The organism is Cutibacterium sp. LaCa_286, from assembly GCF_057198075.1.
Genome location: NZ_CP191091.1, coordinates 515,736 through 537,507, shown reverse-complemented (window position 1 = coordinate 537,507; position 21,772 = coordinate 515,736). Strand labels below are relative to the sequence as shown.

General features: G+C 61.9%; 13 protein-coding genes, 1 tRNA gene, 3 rRNA genes and 1 pseudogene. 3 read left to right on the top strand and 15 right to left on the bottom strand.

All coding sequences use genetic code 11. The features are described from left to right. Positions 1–101: 101 nt before the first annotated feature. On the top strand, positions 102–530 hold the full coding sequence (locus ACP8JZ_RS02230) for a GNAT family N-acetyltransferase (RefSeq protein ID WP_484484261.1): 429 nt from the start codon (positions 102–104) through the stop codon (positions 528–530). Between the two features lie 332 nt (positions 531–862). Here ACP8JZ_RS02230 and rrf read toward each other — a convergent pair. The 3 genes from rrf to ACP8JZ_RS02215 form a co-directional block, all read right to left on the bottom strand. Beyond that, a 5S ribosomal RNA gene (gene rrf, locus ACP8JZ_RS02225) occupies positions 863–979 on the bottom strand. Positions 980–1,123: 144 nt separating this feature from the next. After that, positions 1,124–4,197: ribosomal RNA gene (locus tag ACP8JZ_RS02220) — 23S ribosomal RNA — on the bottom strand. A gap of 236 nt (positions 4,198–4,433) precedes the next feature. Then, positions 4,434–5,957 (bottom strand): 16S ribosomal RNA (locus tag ACP8JZ_RS02215). Together the 16S, 23S and 5S rRNA genes form the textbook arrangement of a ribosomal RNA operon. A 1,244-nt stretch (positions 5,958–7,201) precedes the next feature. Here ACP8JZ_RS02215 and ACP8JZ_RS02210 point away from each other — a divergent pair. Together ACP8JZ_RS02210 and ACP8JZ_RS02205 are read left to right on the top strand one after the other, a co-directional pair. Then, complete coding sequence (locus tag ACP8JZ_RS02210) at positions 7,202–8,062, top strand: hypothetical protein (RefSeq protein WP_484482788.1); 861 nt, start codon at positions 7,202–7,204, stop codon at positions 8,060–8,062. Positions 8,063–8,130: 68 nt separating this feature from the next. Continuing rightward, positions 8,131–8,805 carry an NUDIX hydrolase gene (locus ACP8JZ_RS02205; protein WP_484482787.1) on the top strand — a complete coding sequence of 225 codons (675 nt, stop codon included), beginning with the start codon at positions 8,131–8,133 and terminating at the stop codon, positions 8,803–8,805. Positions 8,806–8,905: 100 nt separating this feature from the next. Here the strand turns inward: ACP8JZ_RS02205 and ACP8JZ_RS02200 are convergent, their stop codons facing one another. The 12 genes and pseudogenes from ACP8JZ_RS02200 to ACP8JZ_RS02145 all read right to left on the bottom strand — a co-directional run bounded on the left by ACP8JZ_RS02200 (position 8,906) and on the right by ACP8JZ_RS02145 (position 21,695). Then, positions 8,906–9,757 (bottom strand): Bax inhibitor-1/YccA family protein, encoded by an 852-nt coding sequence (locus ACP8JZ_RS02200; RefSeq protein WP_286320866.1) that lies wholly within the window; start codon positions 9,755–9,757, stop codon positions 8,906–8,908. Between the two features lie 74 nt (positions 9,758–9,831). Next, positions 9,832–9,904 (bottom strand) — tRNA-Leu (locus tag ACP8JZ_RS02195). Positions 9,905–9,953: 49 nt separating this feature from the next. Then, positions 9,954–10,886: a Ppx/GppA phosphatase family protein gene (locus ACP8JZ_RS02190; protein ID WP_323457722.1), complete on the bottom strand. Its 933-nt coding sequence runs from the start codon at positions 10,884–10,886 to the stop codon at positions 9,954–9,956. Between the two features lie 185 nt (positions 10,887–11,071). Next, a pseudogene (locus ACP8JZ_RS02185) lies at positions 11,072–11,596 on the bottom strand (DUF501 domain-containing protein); the annotation flags it as partial. An 86-nt stretch (positions 11,597–11,682) separates the two neighbouring features. Then, the gene (locus tag ACP8JZ_RS02180) at positions 11,683–12,393 is read right to left on the bottom strand and encodes an FtsB family cell division protein (RefSeq protein ID WP_286320862.1); all 711 of its coding nucleotides are present in this window, start codon (positions 12,391–12,393) and stop codon (positions 11,683–11,685) included. Positions 12,394–12,582: 189 nt separating this feature from the next. Beyond that, positions 12,583–13,863, bottom strand: a complete 1,281-nt coding sequence (gene eno / locus ACP8JZ_RS02175; protein ID WP_023035045.1) for a phosphopyruvate hydratase — start codon at positions 13,861–13,863, stop codon at positions 12,583–12,585. Between the two features lie 165 nt (positions 13,864–14,028). Next, positions 14,029–14,652 carry a nucleoside triphosphate pyrophosphohydrolase gene (locus ACP8JZ_RS02170; protein WP_484482786.1) on the bottom strand — a complete coding sequence of 208 codons (624 nt, stop codon included), beginning with the start codon at positions 14,650–14,652 and terminating at the stop codon, positions 14,029–14,031. Further along, complete coding sequence (locus ACP8JZ_RS02165; RefSeq protein WP_484482628.1) at positions 14,640–15,161, bottom strand: hypothetical protein; 522 nt, start codon at positions 15,159–15,161, stop codon at positions 14,640–14,642. Before ACP8JZ_RS02165 ends, ACP8JZ_RS02170 begins: the two co-directional genes overlap by 13 nt. 302 nt (positions 15,162–15,463) lie before the next feature. Next, positions 15,464–19,054 carry a transcription-repair coupling factor gene (mfd, locus tag ACP8JZ_RS02160; RefSeq protein ID WP_484482627.1) on the bottom strand — a complete coding sequence of 1,197 codons (3,591 nt, stop codon included), beginning with the start codon at positions 19,052–19,054 and terminating at the stop codon, positions 15,464–15,466. 210 nt (positions 19,055–19,264) lie between these two features. Next, positions 19,265–19,861 carry an aminoacyl-tRNA hydrolase gene (pth, locus tag ACP8JZ_RS02155; protein WP_306517522.1) on the bottom strand — a complete coding sequence of 199 codons (597 nt, stop codon included), beginning with the start codon at positions 19,859–19,861 and terminating at the stop codon, positions 19,265–19,267. Next, positions 19,858–20,460 carry a 50S ribosomal protein L25/general stress protein Ctc gene (locus ACP8JZ_RS02150; protein WP_306517523.1) on the bottom strand — a complete coding sequence of 201 codons (603 nt, stop codon included), beginning with the start codon at positions 20,458–20,460 and terminating at the stop codon, positions 19,858–19,860. Before ACP8JZ_RS02150 ends, pth begins: the two co-directional genes overlap by 4 nt. 266 nt (positions 20,461–20,726) lie before the next feature. Beyond that, positions 20,727–21,695 carry a ribose-phosphate diphosphokinase gene (locus tag ACP8JZ_RS02145; RefSeq protein ID WP_021104833.1) on the bottom strand — a complete coding sequence of 323 codons (969 nt, stop codon included), beginning with the start codon at positions 21,693–21,695 and terminating at the stop codon, positions 20,727–20,729. Between the last annotated feature and the right edge of the window lie 77 nt (positions 21,696–21,772).

Here is a 21,772-nt window from a genome sequence, read left to right as displayed (position 1 = left end):
TACGGCGTTGGCACCCAATGTGGAACAGAACCAGCAGTAATCTGGGGATCATGGCAACGATTCGACCAGCCACTCCCACAGACATGGGTTTTCTAGCCCACATGCTCCGCCTGATTGCCGGGGAGCCGGGACAACCGAGAACGCTGGAGGAATGTCGTGCCGATCCACGTATCGCCTGTTACGTGGATGGCTGGTCACCAGATCAGCTGGGTGTGATCTGCATGGACGCCGATGCCCGAATCGGAGCAGCATGGTTGCGACAGTTCACACCGTCCGACCAGTCGCGCGGCTTCGTCTCCCCCACCATCCCAGAATTGTCCCTGGCCCTCGTCCCCGAGTACCAAGGCAGGGGACGTGGGGCATACCTTCGAAACGCCTTCCTGGCCCTTGCACAACGACATGGTGTGAACTCCATCAGTGCAGCAGCACGAAGAGACGCTCCAGGGCTACAGAGATTCCTTGCCGAAGGTGGTTTCTCACCTGTTTCGGAAGGGAAAACGGACATCACCTATCTGCACGTCTGCCAATGAACGTCAGGCGCGACGGCTGATCTGGCACAATTTCCATTTGCTCGTCAGCTGTTCACATCGCGATGAACAGGGCATGGTGAAACCCAATGGAGCACTGCCGGGCATCACCCGCCTGGCCATACACGACAATCAGCAGAACCAGATCGCAGAATCACCCATGACTGGTGTCACCAAAACGGGGGCAGCGCTCGGTCACGCCATGGGGTACGCATCACTGTCTCAGTGGCAGTGAGAATCCCCACCGGGGCCACTCGACAAAAAGCATCCAGACATGTGTTTGTGGTTTTGTGGCTCTCAGCCATACAAGCTGAGAACCACAAACAATATATAAAGTCCGGCAGTGTCCTACTCTCCCACCAGATCCCTCTGGCAGTACCATCAGCGTGGTAAGGCTTAACGACCGGGTTCGGAATGGGACCGGGTGTTTCCCTTACGCTATAACCACCGAAACATCCACAGGGCACACACCCTGAACATGCCACACACCCAACACTCAGGGTGTCTTCCACACCACCTGTCTCGGGTGGTGGAAGGGAGCCACATAGTGGATACGAACACACAGAAAAACTGTTTCGATCAACAAGAAGTTGTTGTGTAACAAGCCCTCGACTTATTAGTACTGGTCAGCTCCACACCTTACAGTGCTTCCACATCCAGCCTATCAACCCGGTCGTCTACCGGAAGTCTTACCAGATTCATCTGCGGGAACCCTCATCTCGAAGCGTGCTTCCCGCTTAGATGCTTTCAGCGGTTATCACAACCCGACGTAGCCAACCAGCCATGCACTTGGCAGTACAACTGGCACACCAGAGGTCAGTCCGTCCCGGTCCTCTCGTACTAAGGACAGCTCTTCTCAAGATTCCTACGCGCGCAGCGGATAGGGACCGAACTGTCTCACGACGTTCTGAACCCAGCTCGCGTGCCGCTTTAATGGGCGAACAGCCCAACCCTTGGGACCGACTCCAGCCCCAGGATGCGACGAGCCGACATCGAGGTGCCAAACCATGCCGTCGCTGTGAGCGCTCGGGCAAGATCAGCCTGTTATCCCCGGGGTACCTTTTATCCGTTGAGTGACGGCACTTCCACAAGCCACCGTCAGATCACTAGTCCCGACTTTCGTCCCTGCTCGACATGTCTGTCTCACAGTCAAGCTCCCTTGTGCACTTACACTCGACACCTGATTACCAACCAGGATGAGGGAACCTTTGGGCGCCTCCGTTACCTTTTAGGAGGCGACCGCCCCAGTCAAACTACCCATCAGGCACTGTCCGTGAACCAGATCATGGCCCAACGTTAGATAACCAGAACGACCAGAGTGGTATTTCACCAACGACTCCACCACCACTAGCGTGACAGCTTCACAGTCTCCCACCTATCCTGCACAAGTCGAACCGATCACCAATACCAAACTATAGTGAAGGTCCCGGGGTCTTTCCGTCCTGCTGCGCGTAACGAGCATCTTTACTCGTAATGCAATTTCACCGAGTTCATGGTGGAGACAGTAGGGAAGTCGTTACTCCATTCGTGCAGGTCGGAACTTACCCGACAAGGAATTTCGCTACCTTAGGATGGTTATAGTTACCACCGCCGTTTACTGGGGCTTAAGTTCACCGCGTCGCCAAAGCTAACAGTTCCCCTTAACCTTCCAGCACCGGGCAGGAGTCAGTCCGTATACATCGTCTTACGACTTCGCACGGACCTGTGTTTTTGGTAAACAGTCGCTTCCCCCAATTCTCTGCGCCCCTCACCGCAACCACCAGCACGTGGCGGCAACAGCTCAGGTCCCCCTTCTTCCAAAGTTACGGGGGCATTTTGCCGAGTTCCTTCACCATGATTCTCTCGATCGCCTCGGTATACTCTACCAATCCACCAGTGTCGGTTTAGGGTACGGGCGGCTCACACCTCGCTCACGAAGCTTTTCTCGACAGCACAGGATCACTCGCTCACCACACAAACATGGCTCGCCATCATGCCTCAACACAACGCCTGACGGATTTACCTACCAGACAGTCCACACATTTAGCCCCGGACAACCATCGCCGGGGACGAGCTACCTCACTGTGTCCCTCCGCAGCTTGTCTACTACATGATCGGTTCACACACTCACGCCACAAGATCACCCCGAAGGGATCACCAGGACACTCGCACGCTTAGCATCACACACCTCGACACGGACGGTGCTACACCGGTACCAGAATATCAACTGGTCGTCCATCGACTACGCCTGTCGGCCTCGCCTTAGGTCCCGACTCACCCAGGGCAGATTAACTTGACCCTGGAACCCTTGGATATTCGGCGGACGGGTTTCCCACCCGTCATTCGCTACTCATGCCTGCATTCTCACTCGCATCCACTCCACAACCCATCACCAGGCTGCTTCACCACGAACACGACGCTCCCCTACCCAACTCAAAAAAAGTTGCCACAGCTTCGGCGGATAACTTGAGCCCCGCTACATTGTCGGCGCGGAATCACTTGACCAGTGAGCTATTACGCACTCTTTCAAGGATGGCTGCTTCCAAGCCAACCTCCTGGTTGTCTACGCAACTCCACATCCTTTTCCACTTAGCTATCACTTAGGGGCCTTAGCTGATGATCTGGGCTGTTTCCCTCTCGACGACGAAGCTTATCCCCCGCCGTCTCACTGCTGCGCTCCACGTGCCGGCATTCGGAGTTTGGCTGGTTTCGGTAAGCTGATAGGCCCCCTAGACCATCCAGTGCTCTACCTCCGACACGAACCACACAACGCTGCACCTAAATGCATTTCGGGGAGAACCAGCTATCACGGTGTTTGATTGGCCTTTCACCCCTATCCACAGCTCATCCCCTCCATTTTCAACTGAAGTGGGTTCGGACCTCCACGACGTCTTACCGACGCTTCATCCTGGCCATGGATAGATCACACCGCTTCGGGTCTAGAGCATGCGACTGACGCCCTTATCGGACTCGCTTTCGCTACGACTACCCCACACAGGTTAACCTCGCCACATACCACTAACTCGCAGGCTCATTTTTCAATAGGCACGCCGTCACCCCACAAGGCTCCGACGGCTTGTATGCGACCGGTTTCAGGTACTATTTCACTCCCCTCCCGGGGTACTTTTCACCATTCCCTCACGGTACTGATACACTATCGGTCACCAAGAAGTATTTAGGCTTAACGGGTGGTCCCGCCAGATTCACGCGACATTCCACGAGTACCGCGCTACTTGGGGCAACCTGAAACCACACATGACACTCACGTCTACGGGACTCTCACCCACTACGGTCCGCCTTCCCAGACGATTCAACTTCACACCACATGCAAGCCGATCCCACGGCAGCAGGATCACACAGGCCCCCACAACCCCGCACATGCAACGCCTGCCGGCTTGAACACACACACGGTTTGGCCACATCCGCTTTCGCTCGCCACTACTCACGGAATCACAATTGTTTTCTCTTCCTACGGGTACTGAGATGTTTCACTTCCCCGCGTTACCTCCCACACCCCTATACATTCAGGGCAGGGTCACCGGACATGACTCCGGACATTCAAGGTTTCCCCATTCGGACATCCCCGGATCACAGCTCGTTTACCAACTCCCCAGGGCTTATCGCAGGTTACAACGTCCTTCATCGGCTCTTGGTGCCAAGGCATCCACCGATCGCACTTAGTAGCTTGTCACACAACAAACAACAAAATCACAAAACAAAAATGCTCGCATCCACTATGCAGTTCTCAACCACCACACGAGACACCCACCACACACCAACGCATGCAGCCACGGCGTTCGCACATCCAGGAAACCACACCAGCCGGCGTGATACCCCAGAACCCCAACAACGTGCCCCACCACAAACGGTGACCACAGCCAACATTCCACAACAAGAACACACAACAGTGCGCCACTTGCTCCTTAGAAAGGAGGTGATCCAGCCGCACCTTCCGGTACGGCTACCTTGTTACGACTTAGTCCTAATCACCAGTCCCACCTTCGACAGCTCCCCCACAAAAAGTGTTAGGCCACCGGCTTCGAGTGTTACCGACTTTCATGACTTGACGGGCGGTGTGTACAAGCCCCGGGAACGTATTCACCGCAGCGTTGCTGATCTGCGATTACTAGCGACTCCGACTTCATGAGGTCGAGTTGCAGACCCCAATCCGAACTGAGACCGGCTTTTTGAGATTCGCTCCACCTTACGATGTCGCAACTCACTGTACCGGCCATTGTAGCATGCGTGAAGCCCTGGACATAAGGGGCATGATGACTTGACGTCATCCCCACCTTCCTCCGAGTTGACCCCGGCGGTCTCCACTGAGTCCCCAACCGAATTGCTGGCAACAGTGGACGAGGGTTGCGCTCGTTGCGGGACTTAACCCAACATCTCACGACACGAGCTGACGACAGCCATGCACCACCTGTGAACCGACCCCAAAAGAGGCACAACCATCTCTGGAAGCTCCCGATCCATGTCAAACCCAGGTAAGGTTCTTCGCGTTGCATCGAATTAATCCGCATGCTCCGCCGCTTGTGCGGGGCCCCGTCAATTCCTTTGAGTTTTAGCCTTGCGGCCGTACTCCCCAGGCGGGGTACTTAATGCGTTAGCTACGGCACAGAATCCGTGGAATGGACCCCACACCTAGTACCCACCGTTTACAGCGTGGACTACCAGGGTATCTAAGCCTGTTCGCTCCCCACGCTTTCGCTCCTCAGCGTCAGGAAAGGTCCAGAGAACCGCCTTCGCCACTGGTGTTCCTCCTGATATCTGCGCATTCCACCGCTCCACCAGGAATTCCATTCTCCCCTACCTTCCTCAAGTCAACCCGTATCGAAAGCACGCTCAACGTTAAGCATCAAGTTTCCACTTCCGACGCGATCAACCGCCTACGAGCCCTTTACGCCCAATAAATCCGGACAACGCTCGCACCCTACGTATCACCGCGGCTGCTGGCACGTAGTTAGCCGGTGCTTCTTCTGCAGGTACCGTCACAAAAAGCTTCGTCCCTGCTGAAAGCGGTTTACAACCCGAAGGCCGTCATCCCGCACGCGGCGTTGCTGCATCAGGCTTGCGCCCATTGTGCAATATTCCCCACTGCTGCCTCCCGTAGGAGTCTGGGCCGTATCTCAGTCCCAATGTGGCCGGTCACCCTCTCAGGCCGGCTACCCGTCGCCGCCTTGGTAGGCCACTACCCCACCAACAAGCTGATAGGCCGCGAGTCCATCCACAACCGCCGGAGCTTTCCAACCCCCACCATGCAGCAGGAGCACATATCCAGTATTAGCACCAGTTTCCTAGCGTTATCCCAAAGTTGTGGGCAGGTTACTCACGTGTTACTCACCCGTTCGCCACTCGTGTACCCCCGAAAGGGCCTTACCGTACGACTTGCATGTGTTAAGCACGCCGCCAGCGTTCGTCCTGAGCCAGGATCAAACTCTCCAATGAAAAAATATCACCAACCCCACACCCAAAAGGCACAGGGCAACGGTGTCAACATGAAGAATCCAAAACACTAACCCAAACAAACAACCAACGAAAAACGTCAATCCGTCCATTTGAATCAATCAAAGGAATCATAATTAAAACGACACACAAAAGTGCATCTATTGACTATGAAAGACACGCTGTTGAGTTCTCAAGCATCACACGCGACCCGCGGAACCGTCTCCCGACAACCCCTTGGGGCACCCGATCAAGTCTACCAGACCGAAACCCGAATGTCAAACCCGGATCCCAGCCCCGGACAACCACACGACCATCCAGACCGGCAAACCGCCTCACGGCGACTCGACCAAGCTTACCAGATCAGATCACCGAAATCAACCCCGGCTCACATCACCAGCCACCACACCAAACAACCCAGAAACCAATCCAGACCACTCGACGCAGCCAGCCACCCTCAGGCAGCCCACCTGACTCTACCCATCAACAATCCCCAAGTCAAACCCGGACCTAAGCGGCTACACACTGCAGACACACCATATCCATGGCCAACCCAAAGAAGAAAGGCAAAACCACACCCCCACAAAACCACCCAGAAACCCGGACAACCCCGCAAGGACTCGGAAAACAATACACACCTCTCGAGGAAAAACAAAATCGTCTTGATGCGCGCAGATGTTGAGCGTCGAACATGCGGCTCAGCCTTGGTGGCATGGTGTGCCCCACCACCTGTGGGGTTGCTGGCACCATGACACGAGTCATCGCGATCGCCTTCGGTACACCCCACCATGTGTGGGGCAGCTGCCGACGCGTCAACCCTGAGATGGTCGAGAGTGGTGGGCCCCACCTTCTGTGAAGCTCTCTGATTCCCGTGAAGCTCTCTGATTCCCGTGTCGATGTTGACGCCCTGCACCGGGTGGGCCCCACCTCCTGTGGAACTCTCCCCATCGGGTACGTGACTGGATCGGCAGCGCTCACATGCTCACCACCTGTCCTGCCTGCCAGCTGGTGTGACCCACGCTGTCCCCAGGCGGAAGCCAGAAACCCCTTGCACGTGAATTCACACCGATGGTGTGCCGGCACCGTCCTGCCTGCCACACTCCCACCTCACCGGTTCGTACACTTTCCCTGTGCCGTACCGTTCTCACCGCCGTTGTGCTGCCAGCATCGTCACCGTTGCCCTGTGCACAGCCATCGCAACCGGGTGCAGCTCCCAATCCGCCGCGCCCGACCCAGAACGTATCGAGATGACGCCAGTGAGCACCATTGACCCAGGAGCCTCACCCCTGCGCCCCGGCAACGCCACGCGCATCGTGGCCGATCTGATCCAGGCGTCGGGGGCTGCCCCGGTGACGAAGATCGACATCACCAAGACCCAGGTGAGTCTCACGGTCAATGGCCCGGATGGTCTGCTCACCTGGACGTGGTCACGGGGAATCGTCTCCACCAGCGACACCCAGAGCACCCAGGTGTCATCGACGCCATTCGACCCCACACAGTTCGCCCTGGACAAGGTCCCGAGCATCCTGGCGACCGCTGCCCGACTCGCCGGTTCCGAGTCCAACCAGAGCTTGCAGATCGTCGAGTACAACGCCGGCACCGTCCTCATGACTGTCACCACGAGACCCGAGACGCGCCCGGTGTTCTTCCGAGCAGACGGTTCGGTCATCAATGTGCTCGACTTCACGACTGCCCAGGGCATGGCCGAAGGCCTCAAGGATGCCGTCGGCGCCTCCCCCCTGGTGAGATCGATCACCTTTGATCCTGCGCACGGAATCGTCGTTGACGCGCCTGAGCAGAACTCCACCGCATCGCAGAACGGCCAGGACCTCGTCATCCGCCGAACCCGGTCGGCAAAACTCCCCGTCTGGTCGGTACCGCGCCAGGACGACTCCCCTGCAGACCTGTTCAGTCCCACGGACGTCGACCCAGCCGTCCTGGCTGCCTTGGTGGACGCGAACTCCAAGGACCCGAAGAACTCCGACGTTCCCAAACTCACCATTGACATGAGTCACGGAACGTCACTGCCCACCATCACCGTGGACACCGGCGACGCCCACACCGTGCACGACCTGCAGGGACGTGACATCACCAATGAGGTCACGTGACCCTCACCCCGCCGCCACCATCTTGAGTGCAGTGGTTGAATGGAGAGGTGATCGTCACCGCCGTGGGAATGCCAGGTAGCGGGGTGATCCATACCTTCTCGGTCGGTCACGGCGTCAATCCACACGAGGTTCTGTGGTCTCAGGGGTACGTCATCCGTGACTACCTGTCTGCCGAGCTCGTCGACGACGACATCTGCGTCACCGTGCACATCTCCAAACGGCACCGGCACACGAAGATACCGTTCGTCCGCCGTGGGGTGCCGGACCTCACCACCGATCGACACGCGGGTGAGACCGTCCACCCCTACCAGCGAGTCTCGGCATGCGCCGTGGTTCGCTCCGGCCGGGGCATGTTGGGCACCGAGTGCTCCGAGGAGACGTCCGTGCCCGGTCTGTGGACCCTGCCTGGAGGCGGGATCGAGCCCGGGGAGTCCCCAGCCCAGGCCGTCCTGCGAGAAGTCATGGAGGAGTCCGCACAACACGTGCGTCTCAATCGGATACTGGAGTTGCAGTCCGACCACTGGATTGGCCGCGCCCCATCGGGCAAGCTGGAGGATTTCCACGCCCTGCGGATCATCTACAGCGCCACTGCGCCAGATCCCACTGACCCCATAGTTCTGGACGTCGGTGGGACGACCCGGCTCGCGCGATGGGTTCCGCTGCCGCAATGGCGGCGACTCTCCTGGGGATCGGCAACACGCAGCTGCCTGGAACGGCACCTGGGTGACGTCCCCAGCCAGTGATCCGAGTCCGTACCACCGCAGACATGACGATGGCCCCACAATGGGGGCCATCAATCGTCGACCTCACCGGGTGCGCGTCACATGCAGACGCCGTCACCCGTCATTCCCGGAAGTAGCTGAGGATTCGCAGGATCTCCGTGTAGAGCCAGACCATCGTCACCGCGATACCGAATGCCGCCCGCCACGACTCGGAGGTTGGCGCATGGTTGTCGATACCGACGCGTACCGAGTCGAAGTCCATGATGAGACTGGATGCTGCCAGCACGACCCCCACGATCGAGGCGATGATCGCTATGCCACTGACCGCGCCACCGGAGTCACGGATGCCAAGGTTGATCCCGCACAGCGCGAGAATGAGGTTGAGCAGCATGGCACCGGCAAACCCGAACGTTGCGATCGTGACGATCCTGCGGAACCGACTGGTGACGCGGAACCCGGTGAATTTGTACACGGCCAAGGTGACTCCGGCCGCGGCAAAAGTACCCAACGCCGCCTGAACGACGATTCCGGGATACATGGCCTCGAAAACTGCCGAGAAGGCACCGATGAACACGCCCTCGACGAGGGCATAGGCCATGACCCCACCCGCCGGCACGCGTCTGCGGGCACTCACGATGAGCACTGTGACGAAACTCACCAAGCTGGTGACAACCGTGATCGTCCCAGCAGTCGCAAGGTTCGTCCCGACGAAGGAGAAGGTGAGGGCTGCTGCAGCTGCGAGGACGAGCAGGACGACGCCCGTCTTGGCAATGACATCATCCAAGGTCATGGTCGCCTGACGCGGCTGATCCACGCCCCCCGGCTGCCCCATGGCAGCAGCGCCGACCATTCCCTGGCCCTGCAGGTACGGCTGTGACGTGCCCCACTCACCGGCCGGTGAGCCATGGTTGGCGGACTGCTGGGGGTGGCGAGGCTGAAAAACATCTGCTCGCCCGAAAACGGGATTGCCCATTGGCCTTCCTTTGCAGAAACTTCGGTTGGCTCAATCGTAGACAACGCCACGGAAGATCCCAACCAGTCTCGCTGTGCCCTCGGCGGGATTCGAACCCGCACTGGAGCGGGTTTAAGCCGCCTGCCTCTGCCGTTGGGCTACGAGGGCCTCCCGGTGGGTGCCATCAGGCAACGATATCTGAAGCTCGTGGGAATCGTCACCGACGCAACAGATCCAGGGCGATTCCGTCAAGGATGTCGGCCTCGCTGACGACGAGTTGGGGGCAGCTGAGCCGGCCGACCAGTTCGTCGATGATGAGGGCCCCTGCGCAGATGACCTCGGCACGGCGACGTTTGAGCGGCCCCATGGTCTCCGCCTCGTCGACGGTTGCGCAGAGCAGTCGTTCGGCGAGCGCGTGCACGTCCGCTGCGTCCAGTACGGATCGGTGCACCGCAGCTCTGTCGTACTCCCGCAGCCCCTGATTGATCGCCGAGAGACTCGTCACCGTCCCGGCAACTCCGATCGCGGTGCGGGCCTCGGCCACGTCCACCGCACAGTTGTCCAGCAGACCAGCGACGAGAGCCCGTGCCTGATCCTTCTGTTCTGCAGTGGGTGGGTCGTCATGCAGGAAACGCTCCCGCAGTCGCACCGACCCCACGTCGAGGCTCACCGAGGAGATGATCGACCCGTCGAGCCTGCCCAGCACGAGCTCGGTCGAGCCACCGCCACAGTCGACGACGAGGATGGGATCAGCAGGGCACGACACCCCGGAAACAGCCCCGGAGAAGGACAGACGCGCCTCCTCCAGACCAGGGATCACTTCTGGTACGACACCGAGACGCTGCCGTACCCCGGCTTCGAACTCGTCACGGTTGGAGACGTCGCGGGCAGCGGAAGTGGCGACGAAACGGATCGTGTCACACCCGGATGCCTCGATGAGGTGACGGTACTTCTCGCAGGCATCGAAGGTGCGCTGCAAGGCATCGGGGTGAAACGCCCCAGTGGCGTCAACTCCCTGCCCCAGTCGGGCCAGTTCGAGCTTGCGGGCATGCTCGACGAGACCTCCCTGCTCATCGAGTGAGGCAATGAGCAGGCGGATGGAATTGGTTCCGCAGTCGATGGCCGCAACTGGTGGGGTTGAGGTGCTCATGAGGCCTCCGACTCGTGGTGCTCTGATGGATTTGCGGGTGGGGTGGCCAGGTTCCGGGACGACCCGGGATCGTGTGGCACAGGTGGCTCAGGACGGTGACGGGGCTCTGAGCTGCCGGGGCGCCCGGAGTCATCAGAATGTTCGGAGTCATCGGAATCATCGGGGTTTTGGGGGATGGCTGGACGCTCTGGGGCCACGTGCTCCGGATGACACGGATTGGTCCAGAACTCTCCCAGTTCGGCGACGACCTCGTCGCCCAGAGGATTGACGCCGGGGCCGCTGGCCAGGGCCTGGGCCGCCAGGGCGTGCAGGCACTTGACTCGGGTGGGCATGCCGCCAGCAGAGATCCCCTCGATCTGTGCAACCGGCCCCGTACCCTGCTCCGCGGCGATCTGTGTCCGATCCGCCAGATACCGCTCATGAGCCGCCTGGTAGGCCTCGGCAAGTTCGGGGTCCCCGGCCAGCCGTTCGGTCATCTGCGCCATGAGTCCAGAGGCCTCCAATCTACCGATGAGCGAAGCTGCACGTGGACAGGTGAGGTAGTAGGTCGTCGGGAAGGGACTGCCATTGGGCAGTCTCGGCTCGGTGGCGATCACCCCGGGGCGTCCGCACGGACAGCGCCAGGCGACACCGGCCACGGCACGCGGCTCGCGTCCCAACTGGTCGCGCACGGTGGCGACGTCGGCAGGTGTGAAGGGTTGGAGATCCATGGGTGTTCATGTCCTTCGGTTCGGCATGGTGCTTGTGGGAGATGGCTGGCCACTGGGCTGCAGACAGGATCGACAGCCACACGCGGTCATCGGGGGCCAGATGACGCATGTGGTGCGGGTTGTGCAGTTGAGCTCGCTGCCGCCGAACCACGATTTCCCGGCAGCGGGGTGGACGATGCCTTGGGGACTGCCCCTTCATCCTTCTTCGCCTTGGGCGGACGGTCAACCGTGGTGACGGACTGCGACAAGGACTTCCACCACACCGTCGGAGTGGGTTTGGGGCGGTTGGCAGACAGACCGGCAACCTGGTCCGAGATGCCAATGACCTCACCGTCGTCCCCGATGACTCGATAACCCACCTCGCCAGGTTTCACCCACCCCAGCCGGGAACGGGCCTGGGTACGCACGAAATCCTGATCCTTCCACCGCTGGGTCTCATCGTTGAGGGCCGCGATGGAGGACTTGGTGTCCGTCTCCTGCTGCTGCAACTCCTGCAGACGCCTTCGCTGGTCGAAGTACACATTGAGGCTGGGGGCAACCATGAGGACGATGAGAAAGATCACCGCACCAAAAATCATCGCCCGGGCGGCAAGGGACAGGCCGGTGTCTGGCACGGACTGTTCCTCCAGACCGTTCTGCTCCTGCCGTGGCTCCTTGGTACGCACGGTGCGTCCCCCCGCGTCCTGACGGCGTCTGGTACCAGAACGCCGGTCCGCTCCCGAGCCGGGGGCGGACGTACCGCGACGGCGTTGGCCACCACGACCTGGGGTGGCGGGTCTACGTGAGTTCGTCATCATTCCCATCTTCGTGCACCAGCCAGCAGAATTCGAGCAGGCTCACCTGGGACGGGCTGTGCCACAGGTATGGCCATCACGATGGGACACGCAGCACATGGCACCCAAGTTGGCAGCGCCTCCCAAAGCTTCGGCCCGGCTCCTCACGGGGCCGGGCCGAAGGTCAGTTGCTCACAAGCATTGCGTCACCGCTCAGCCCTGGAAGCGGGGGAAGGCGGAACGACCGGCGTAGACGGCCTGATCGTCGAGCTCCTCCTCGATGCGCAGCAGCTGGTTGTACTTGGCGACGCGCTCGCCACGGGCCGGGGCTCCAGACTTGATCTGGCCGGTGCTCAGGGCGACGGCGAGATCGGCGATGGTGGTGTCCTCGGTCTCACCGGAACGGTGCGACATCATGCAACGGTAACCGTTGCGGTGGGCCAGCTCGACGGCGTCGATGGTCTCCGAGAGCGAACCGATCTGGTTGACCTTGACCAGCAGGGCGTTTGCGGCGTTGGTCTCGATGCCCTTGGCCAGGCGCTGCGGGTTGGTGACGAACAGGTCGTCGCCGACGATCTGCACCTTGTCGCCGACCTTCTCGTTGAAGGCGGTCCAGGACTCCCAGTCCTCCTGGTCGAAGGGGTCCTCGATGGAGACCAGCGGGTACTTGGCAACGAGCTGCTCGTAGTACTCGACCATCTCGGCGCTCGACTTGGCCGAGCCCTCGAAGTTGTACTTGCCGTCGGCGTAGAACTCGGAGGCGGCGACGTCCAAGGCCAGGGCGACGTCCTTGCCGGGCTCGTAGCCAGCAGCCTTGATGGCCTCGCAGATGAGGTCGAGGGCAGCGGCATTGCTGGGCAGGTTCGGGGCGAAGCCGCCCTCGTCACCCAGACCGGTGGCCAGGCCCTTGTCCTTGAGGACCTTCTTGAGTGCGTGGTAGACGGCAGCGCCCATGCGGTAGGCCTCACGGAAGGAGTCCGCACCGATCGGGGCGATCATGAACTCCTGGATGTCGACGTCGGAGTCGGCGTGGGCTCCACCGTTGAGGATGTTCATCATGGGAACGGGCAGGACGTGGGCGTTCGGTCCACCCAGGTACTGGTAGAGGGGCAGCTCGGCCGAGTCGGCGGCGGCACGGGCGACGGCCAGGGACACGCCGAGGATGGCGTTGGCACCGAGCTTGCCCTTGTTGTCGGTTCCGTCGAGCTCGATCATCACCGAATCGATGATGCGCTGCTCGGAGGCGTCGTATCCGATGACCTCTTCGGCCAGAGTCTCCTTGACGTTCTCAACAGCCTTGAGAACACCCTTGCCGCTGTAGCGATCCTTGTCGCCGTCGCGAAGCTCAACGGCCTCGAAGTCGCCGGTGGAGGCACCGGACGGAACGGCGGCACGGGCCTCGGTCGCGTCGTCGAGAATGATCTCGACCTCGACAGTGGGGTTGCCGCGCGAGTCGAGGATCTCACGTGCATCGATGAATTCGATGGTTGCCATGGACCAACCTTTCAGAGAGGATCTTTCGTCCAGCCCCCAGACTATCGGAGCTGTTCAAGGCGCGCAGCAGCACCGTCGACGAACATGACGCCGGGCAGGCATCGGATCGCCCGTCCCGTGCCGACAGCCATGTCTGGTCAGCGCCGCGCGCGAATGGCATCCTGCTCACTCGGCGGCAGCGATGCGCCCCTCCAGACGACGAAGGGCCTCACGAGTGGCCTGGTCGGCGTCGACGCCGCTGGCCTGGGCCCGGGCGACGAGGATGAGGATCTGCTCGCCGACCTCGGTGCCGATCGGCTCGTCGGGAAGGTCCACCGGAACCTGATGACTGCGTGCCCGTGAAACGACTTTCGTGGCACGGGCAATGCTGGAGAGCGATTGTGCAATACCGTCGAGACTGGAGGTGCGGCCCTTCTCCGCAGCCTTGCGCTGCTCCCAGGTGACGTCCATGTCGTCTGGGACCTGTTCCTCGGCAAAGACGTGCGGATGCCGTCGCACCAGTTTCGTGACGATTCCGCCGATCACCTCGGAAATGCCGAAACGGCCCTGCTCGGCACCGATCTGGCTGTGAAAGACCACCTGCAGCAGCAGGTCACCCAGTTCCTCGACGACGTCGTCGTCGCTGCCAGTCTCCAGGGCATCAACGAGTTCCCCGGTCTCCTCGATGAGGTAGGTGACCAGGCTGCGATGGGTCTGGGAGGCATCCCACGGACAGTCATGGCGAGTACGGGCCATGACCGCCACGAGCTCGTCGAAGCTGTCCTGGGGCCGCTCGGTCACTGTTGCGATCCGGACCAAGGCTCCGACAGGGATGAGACTCCGCCGGCAACGACGTTCTGGGGATCCCATCGGCCCAGCCGGGGGTTGAGGTCGACGTCGACGTCGTGGATCTCCTTGAGCGTCTTGTCCTGGCCGTCATTCGTGGCGATGTGGACGAGTTTGCTCACCGAATCCGAGAGGACCCGACACTTGGGATCCTTGATGAGCACGTCCATCCGGTTCATCTCACCAATCTTGGTGAGCTCGTCGTGGGAAACCGATCGGTTGGTGCGCTTGAGTATCTCATCGGCAACAGCCCCCTGCGCCAAGGCGGTCGCCACCACCTGGTTGGCCGGCATGTTGGGGTTCTGAACATACTTCGCACAGTCCTTGGTGGTCTGATCGACCGTCTTCATCGACACGACGCTGTCACCTGCCCGGATTCCGTCGGAGGGACGATTGCTGCAGCCGGTGAGGGCCAGCGCGGCAATGGCAACACCGGCGACGGCTCGCAGCGGGACGGAACGAGACGAGATCATTGGCTCTCCCCTGAGTGGACGCCGCAACAGCGGCACTACGTGCGATCACCGTCGATACTACGTCCCCTGGGCGCTTCGCGGCCAACCTTGGGTAATCTGGCGGGAGCGCACTGAACAGCCGGGACCACCGCCGCAACAGCCTGGCTGCGAGCGCTGCGGGACGATTCGCAGGCGGCCGCCCAGTCCGCTCCTTGTGCGATGGTCACCATCCCGAGCTCGGCGTGGGCAACGCCCCCGCACCGAGCTGCGAAGGATCGCGCAGCAACGTGGACGTCGGGGTGAGGAACCGGGGCGAGTGGGCGTCAGCCTTGCCGTGGAGCGATGACCGAGGTGATGACGCTCGATGCCCAGTCGAGCAGTTCATGCCCTTGGAGCATGCGTCCTCCGATCCGCTCCGTCCTGGGTTTGGGCACCAGGATGATCCCGGCCGTCTGCTTGACGACGGATCCGGGGTACAGCCGCTTCAACCGCATGACGCGCGACTCGGGGAGCTGCACCGGGGAGAATCGGATGTTGTTGCCGGCCGGCACGACGTCCCGAACACCGGCAGCTCGACACAGCAGTCGAAACCGTGCCACCCCCAGCAGGTTCTGCACCGGTTCGGGGAGGGGGCCGTAGCGGTCCTGCAGTTCCTCGGCAATCGCGTCGATCTCGGCGTCGTCACGTACCTGGGCGAGTCGTTTGTACATTTCCAGACGCAACCGCTCGGTCTCCACGTAGTCGGCCGGCAGACTGGCATCCACCGGCAACTCGATGCGCATCTCGGGTTCCTCGTCGGCATCCTTCTCCCCACGAAACTCCGAGACCGCATCGCCCACCAGGCGAATGTAGAGGTCGAAACCGACATCGGCGATGTGGCCGGACTGCTCGCCACCCAACAGGTTGCCGGCCCCACGAATCTCCAGGTCCTTCATGGCGATCGCCATGCCGGCACCCAGATCGGTGTGCGCCGCCATCGTCGCCAGCCGGTCGTGGGCCATCTGGGAGATGGGTTTGTCTGCCGGGTACAGGAAGTACGCGTACCCGCGCTCCCGGGAGCGGCCCACCCTGCCACGCAGCTGGTGCAGCTGGGAGAGCCCCATGAGGTCGGCACGGTCGATGAGCAGGGTGTTGGCGGTGGAGATGTCGATGCCGGACTCGACGATCGTCGTGCACACCAGGACGTCGGCGCGACGCTCCCAGAAATCCACCATGATCTGCTCGAGCTGTTTCTCGGGCATCTGGCCGTGGGCGGTGAGCACCCGGGCCTCGGGAACGAGTTCGCGGATCTTCTTGGCCGTCTTCTCGATGGACTGCACCCGATTGTGGATGAAGAACACCTGCCCCTCGCGGGCGAGCTCACGCCGGATGGCGGCGACGACCTGGCCCTCGTCGTAGGGGCCGGCAAAGGTGAGCACCGGATGGCGTTCCTCCGGCGGGGTGGTGATGGTACTCATCTCACGAATACCCGTCACCGCCATCTCCAAGGTGCGAGGGATCGGGGTGGCACTCATCGCGAGCACGTCGACATTGACTCGTAGCTGCTTGAGAGCCTCCTTGTGCTCGACACCGAAGCGCTGCTCCTCGTCGATGATGACCAGTCCCAGGTCGTTGAACTTCACCTGACTGCTCAACAGTCGGTGGGTGCCGACGACGACGTCCACCGTGCCGCGTTCGATGCCCTCCCGCACTGCTTTTGCCTCGGCATCGGTCTGGAACCTCGACAATGCCGCGACATTGACCGGGAAGCCGGCGTAGCGTTCGGTGAAGGTCTGCAGATGCTGTTGGACGAGCAGGGTGGTGGGCACGAGCACGGCGACCTGTTTGCCATCCTGGACGGCCTTGAAGGCAGCTCGCACCGCGATCTCGGTCTTGCCGTAACCGACGTCGCCACACACCAGACGATCCATCGGCACCACTTGTTCCATGTCTGCCTTGACGTCGGCGATGGTGGTGAGCTGGTCCGGCGTCTCGACGTAGGCGAAGGCATCCTCCAATTCCCGTTGCCAGGTGGTGTCGGGGCCGAAGGCATGGCCCTTGGTGGCCTGGCGGGCGGCGTAGAGCTTGATGAGTTCGGCGGCGATCTTGCGCACCGCCTTCTTGGCACGGCTCTTGCGTTTCTTCCAGTCCGCGCCGCCCATCTTGTCCAGACTCGGGGCATCGCCACCGACGTAGCGGGAGATCTGGTCCAGGGAGTCCATGGGCACGAAGAGCCGGTCACCGGGTTGGCCACGCCGGGCAGGGGCGTACTCGATGACGAGGTACTCGCGGGTGGCTCCGGCCACCGTACGCTGGATCATCTCGACGTAGCGGCCAACCCCGTGCCGTTCGTGCACGACGAGGTCGCCAGCCTTGAGTTCCATGGGCTGGATCTGGTTGCGACGCCGTCGGGGCATCCGTCGGGCGGACGGATTGTCCTGGTCCGGGCTCTCGACGAGATCGCCGGTGGAGTGGACGACCAGGTGCAACCGTTGGCTGGCGAAACCACGACGCTGGTGCATTCGTACAATCTGGACGGTGGGTTCGGTGGTGGTGGCATCGACGTCGTCGACGATGGACGCCCGGATCCCGTGCTCGGTGAGCAGCTCGTGCATACGGCGGGCCGTCCCCTCACCCTCAGCGGTGAGTACGACCATCCAGTCATCGGTCAGTCGGGCGGACAGGTGCTGCACGGCAGCCTCGACGTCACCTCGCCAGGGTTCGACCTCGACGAGTTGGGGATTGACGGTCTGCGGTGCACTGGTCCAGTCGTCCTGCGGCTCGGTGAGTTCGTCGGTGGCGGCGGTGCCATCGGCAGTGGTCATGTCCAGGGAGAACGAGGACATGGACCACCACGACATGCCGCGTTCCAGCGCCCGGCGCCGCACCTCGGCCAGGCTGCGGTAGCCCCCGGAGGCCAGGTCGATCGGGGCATTCCCGCCGCCAGCTGCCGCCGCCCAACCGGCGTTGAGGAACTCCTCGGAGGTACGCACCAGATCGGCCGCTCGCGATCGCACCAGTTCTGGATCGGACAGGATGACGGTGGCCGTGTCCGGGAACACGTCGACGAGCAGCTCGGTGTCGTCGACGAGCGCGGGGATGAGGGCCTCCATGCCCTCCACGGCCTGCCCCTGGCCGATCTTCTCCAGCATGTCGGAGAGCTCGGGATGATCGGGAAGCAGCTGTCGGGCCCGGGCGCGCACCGCGTCATCGAGGATGAGTTCACGGCATGGCGAGCACAGCACGACCTCGTGGGTCTCGTCGGTGGAGCGTTGGTCGGCAACTTCGAAGGAGCGGATCTCCTCGATCTCGTCACCGAAGAAATCGATGCGCACCGGGTGGTCCAGGACGGGCGGGAAGACGTCGACGATCCCGCCACGTACCGCGAACTCGCCGCGGCGTTCCACCATGTCGACCCGGGAGTAGGCAGCTGCAACCAGCTGGGTTGCAAGGTCGCTGAGGTCATGGTTGTCGCCCACTCGCAGTTCCACCGGCGTGATGCCGCCCAACCCGGCAACCTGGGGTTGCAGCAGGGCACGCACCGGAGCCACCACCACGGAGGGTGCTGGGGCAGCTGCATTGCCCACGAGGCGACGGAGCACGGCCATGCGCCGCCCCACGGTGTCGGTACGTGGGCTCAGACGTTCGTGCGGCAGGGTCTCCCAGGACGGGTAGTAGGCCACCTCGTCGGGGCCGAGCCACGACTCCAGGGTGGTGGTGGTCTCCTCGGCCTCCCGGAAGGTGCTCGTCACCAGCAGGATGGGGAGTCGTTCGGTGCCGGCGAACTGTCTGGTGAGGGTGGCCGCCACTGCTGGACGAGCGGGCGGGGTCACTGTGAGATCAAGAGTGGGGACACGCCCAGCCAAGGCGTCGGTGCTGGCACGTGCCAGCACGGGTTCCTGGGACAGCAGAGTGATCAAACCATCAGAACTCACCGGGTCAGTGTATGTGCCAGGGCAGCCTTGTGGGGACCAGTGGCTGGGAGGACGGGGGAAGCTGATGGAGCGCGTTCACCCCCCGCTGCCACAGCGACAATTCTCATGCTCGGTCAGGAGCCTCGCAGCGCCATCAGTGCGACGCAGCTGTCGAATCAGCGAAGGACCTTGTCGGAAGGGGGTTTGACCAGCTGGAACCGAGAAGATGATTCAGGTGTTGTAGCGGTTCTGGGCCGCCGCGAGGCCATCGGTCATGATCATCTCGACGGCGTCTGCTGCCAGGGTCACCTGAAGATCCAGATCATTCTGATCGCGGGCAGGGAAATTGCTCAGAACGTAGTCGGCGGGATTCATGCGCCCGGGCGGTCGTCCCACACCGAATCGAACCCGGTTGAAGTCGCCGGTACGTAGATGGGCACGGATGGATTTCAACCCGTTGTGGCCATTGTCACCACCACCGGCCTTGAGCCGCATCCGACCGAGATCCAGGTCGAGTTCGTCGTGGACGACGATGAGGTGGTCGGGACTGATGTGTGAGAAGTCCGCGACCTTGCGGACGGCGATCCCCGACTCGTTCATGTAGGTGCGGGAGCGCATGAGCACCACTGGCTCGGTCTGCGCGCCAGGTGCTCCCAGCCCAACCGGGCTGGTGCGGGTGCGCACCACGTCGGCACGCTGCGCCCGCGCGGACGTCCATCTCTCGTTCGCGCGGCGGCGCAACTCTTCGACAACCAAATACCCGACATTGTGTCGGGTCCTGGTGTACGCCGGGCCGGGATTGCCCAGCCCGGCAATGAGCCAGCTCACTCAGCAGCTTCCTCGGACTCGTCCTCGGCGTCCTCCTCCTCGTCACCGAGGTCCTCGGCGTCGGGGAACTGCACGGAGGCGACAACCTCGTCGGGGTCGTCGACGAGCTCGACGCCCTCGGGCAGGGTGATGTCCTTGAAGAGGATCGAGCTGCCGGCCTCGAGGCCCTCGACCGAGATGGTGAGAGCGTCCGGGATGGACATGGCGTCGGCCTCGACGTCGATCTCGCTGAACTCGGTGTTGACGATGGTGCCGGGGGCAGGCTCACCCTCGACGCGCAGCGCCACCTGCACACCAACCTTCTGGCCGCTGGTGATCGACAACAGGTCGACGTGCTTGAGGAAGCCCGTCATGACGTCGCGCTGAACTTCCTTCGGCAGGGCGAGAACAGGGCTCTGACCCTCGACCTCGATGGACAGCAGCTGGTTCTCCTGGCGCAGGGCGAGCATGGACTCGTGGCCCTCGAGGACGATGTGCTTGGGGTCGTGGCCCTGGCCGTAGACAACGGCGGGAACCTGTCCGGCAGCACGAAGCCGACGTGCCGGCCCCTTGCCGAACTCGGTGCGCTCGGTGGCCTTCAGTGTGATGACGTTCGCCATGTTCATTCTCCTCACTCGGAACTGACACAGCTCGACGAGCGGAACGGGTCTCCGGGCGGAGACAGCCAGTCGATCACGGGTTCCCGAGCCGATGCCCCACGCCACCATCGATCACTGCGGGTGCGCAGCCGGCCATGACCCAGAACCCCTCGCCAAGCCCGGCAATGATAACTGCGGTTGCCGGCAAAACACAAGACCTGGGAAAACACTGCCGCTGAGGCAACTCCTCAGCGGCAGTGGATGGTTTCTGCAGGACCATCGTGGACTCAGCGGAACAGGCTGGTGACCGAACCGTCCTCGAAGACTTCCTGAATGGCCTTGGCAACGAGCGGAGCAATCGACAGCACGGTGAGGTTGCGGATCTCCACGTCCTTGCGAATCGGCAGGGTGTTGGTGACGATGAGGTCCTCGATGCACGAATTGTTGAGGCGCTCGGCAGCCGGACCGGAGAGCACCGGATGGGTCGCCGCGGCGATGACGCGGGAAGCACCATGATCCTTGAGGGCCTGGGCGGCCTGGCACATGGTGCCGGCGGTGTCGATCATGTCGTCGACGAGCAGGCAGGTCTTGCCCTTGACGTCACCGACCACCTCGTGAGTGGTGACCTCATTGGCCTTGTTCGGGTCGCGACGCTTGTGGATGATGGCCAGCTGACAGCCCAGCTTGTCGGTCCACATGTCGGCCAGACGCACTCGTCCGGCATCCGGGGAGACGACGGCCATCTCCTCACCCTGGTACTTCTCACGCACATAGTCCGAGAGCACCGGCAGGGCCCACAGGTGGTCGACCGGGCCGTCGAAGAATCCCTGGATCTGGGCGGCGTGCAGGTCGACGCTCATGATGCGATCGGCACCAGCCGCCCGGTACAGGTCGGCGACCAGGCGAGCCGAGATGGGCTCTCGTCCCAGGTGCTTCTTGTCCTGACGGGCGTAGGGGTAGAACGGCGACACCACGGTGATCCGCTTGGCGGAGGCCCGCTTGAGGGCGTCGACCATGATGAGCTGCTCCATGAGCGCCTCGTTGACCGGGGCGGCATGGGACTGGATGACGAAGGCGTCGCAGCCACGCACGGATTCCTGGAACTGCACGTAGATCTCGGAATTGGCATAGGTCACCTGCCGCGACGGCACCAGCTCGACACCCAGCTCCTGCGCTACTTCGTCTGCCAGCTCGGGGTATGCGCGTCCCGAGCACACCATGAGATGCTTGTTGTTGGGTCGTGTGGCACCACTCACAGGTCCGCCTCCGAGGTCGGGTTGTCTGAACTTGCATCGGACGTGTCGTCCGGGTCCTGGGCCGACGCCGATTCGGC

Excerpts from the sequence above, each read along its gene's own strand:
- ACP8JZ_RS02230 (WP_484484261.1), top strand. The coding sequence starts at position 102 with ATGCTCCGCCTGATTGCCGGGGAGCCGGGACAACCGAGAACGCTGGAG.
- ACP8JZ_RS02210 (WP_484482788.1), top strand. The coding sequence starts at position 7,202 with ATGACGCCAGTGAGCACCATTGACCCAGGAGCCTCACCCCTGCGCCCC.
- ACP8JZ_RS02205 (WP_484482787.1), top strand. The coding sequence starts at position 8,131 with ATGCCAGGTAGCGGGGTGATCCATACCTTCTCGGTCGGTCACGGCGTC.
- ACP8JZ_RS02200 (WP_286320866.1), bottom strand. The coding sequence starts at position 9,757 with ATGGGCAATCCCGTTTTCGGGCGAGCAGATGTTTTTCAGCCTCGCCAC.
- ACP8JZ_RS02190 (WP_323457722.1), bottom strand. The coding sequence starts at position 10,886 with ATGAGCACCTCAACCCCACCAGTTGCGGCCATCGACTGCGGAACCAAT.
- ACP8JZ_RS02180 (WP_286320862.1), bottom strand. The coding sequence starts at position 12,393 with ATGATGACGAACTCACGTAGACCCGCCACCCCAGGTCGTGGTGGCCAA.
- eno (WP_023035045.1), bottom strand. The coding sequence starts at position 13,863 with ATGGCAACCATCGAATTCATCGATGCACGTGAGATCCTCGACTCGCGC.
- ACP8JZ_RS02165 (WP_484482628.1), bottom strand. The coding sequence starts at position 15,161 with ATGATCTCGTCTCGTTCCGTCCCGCTGCGAGCCGTCGCCGGTGTTGCC.
- ACP8JZ_RS02150 (WP_306517523.1), bottom strand. The coding sequence starts at position 20,460 with ATGGCGAACGTCATCACACTGAAGGCCACCGAGCGCACCGAGTTCGGC.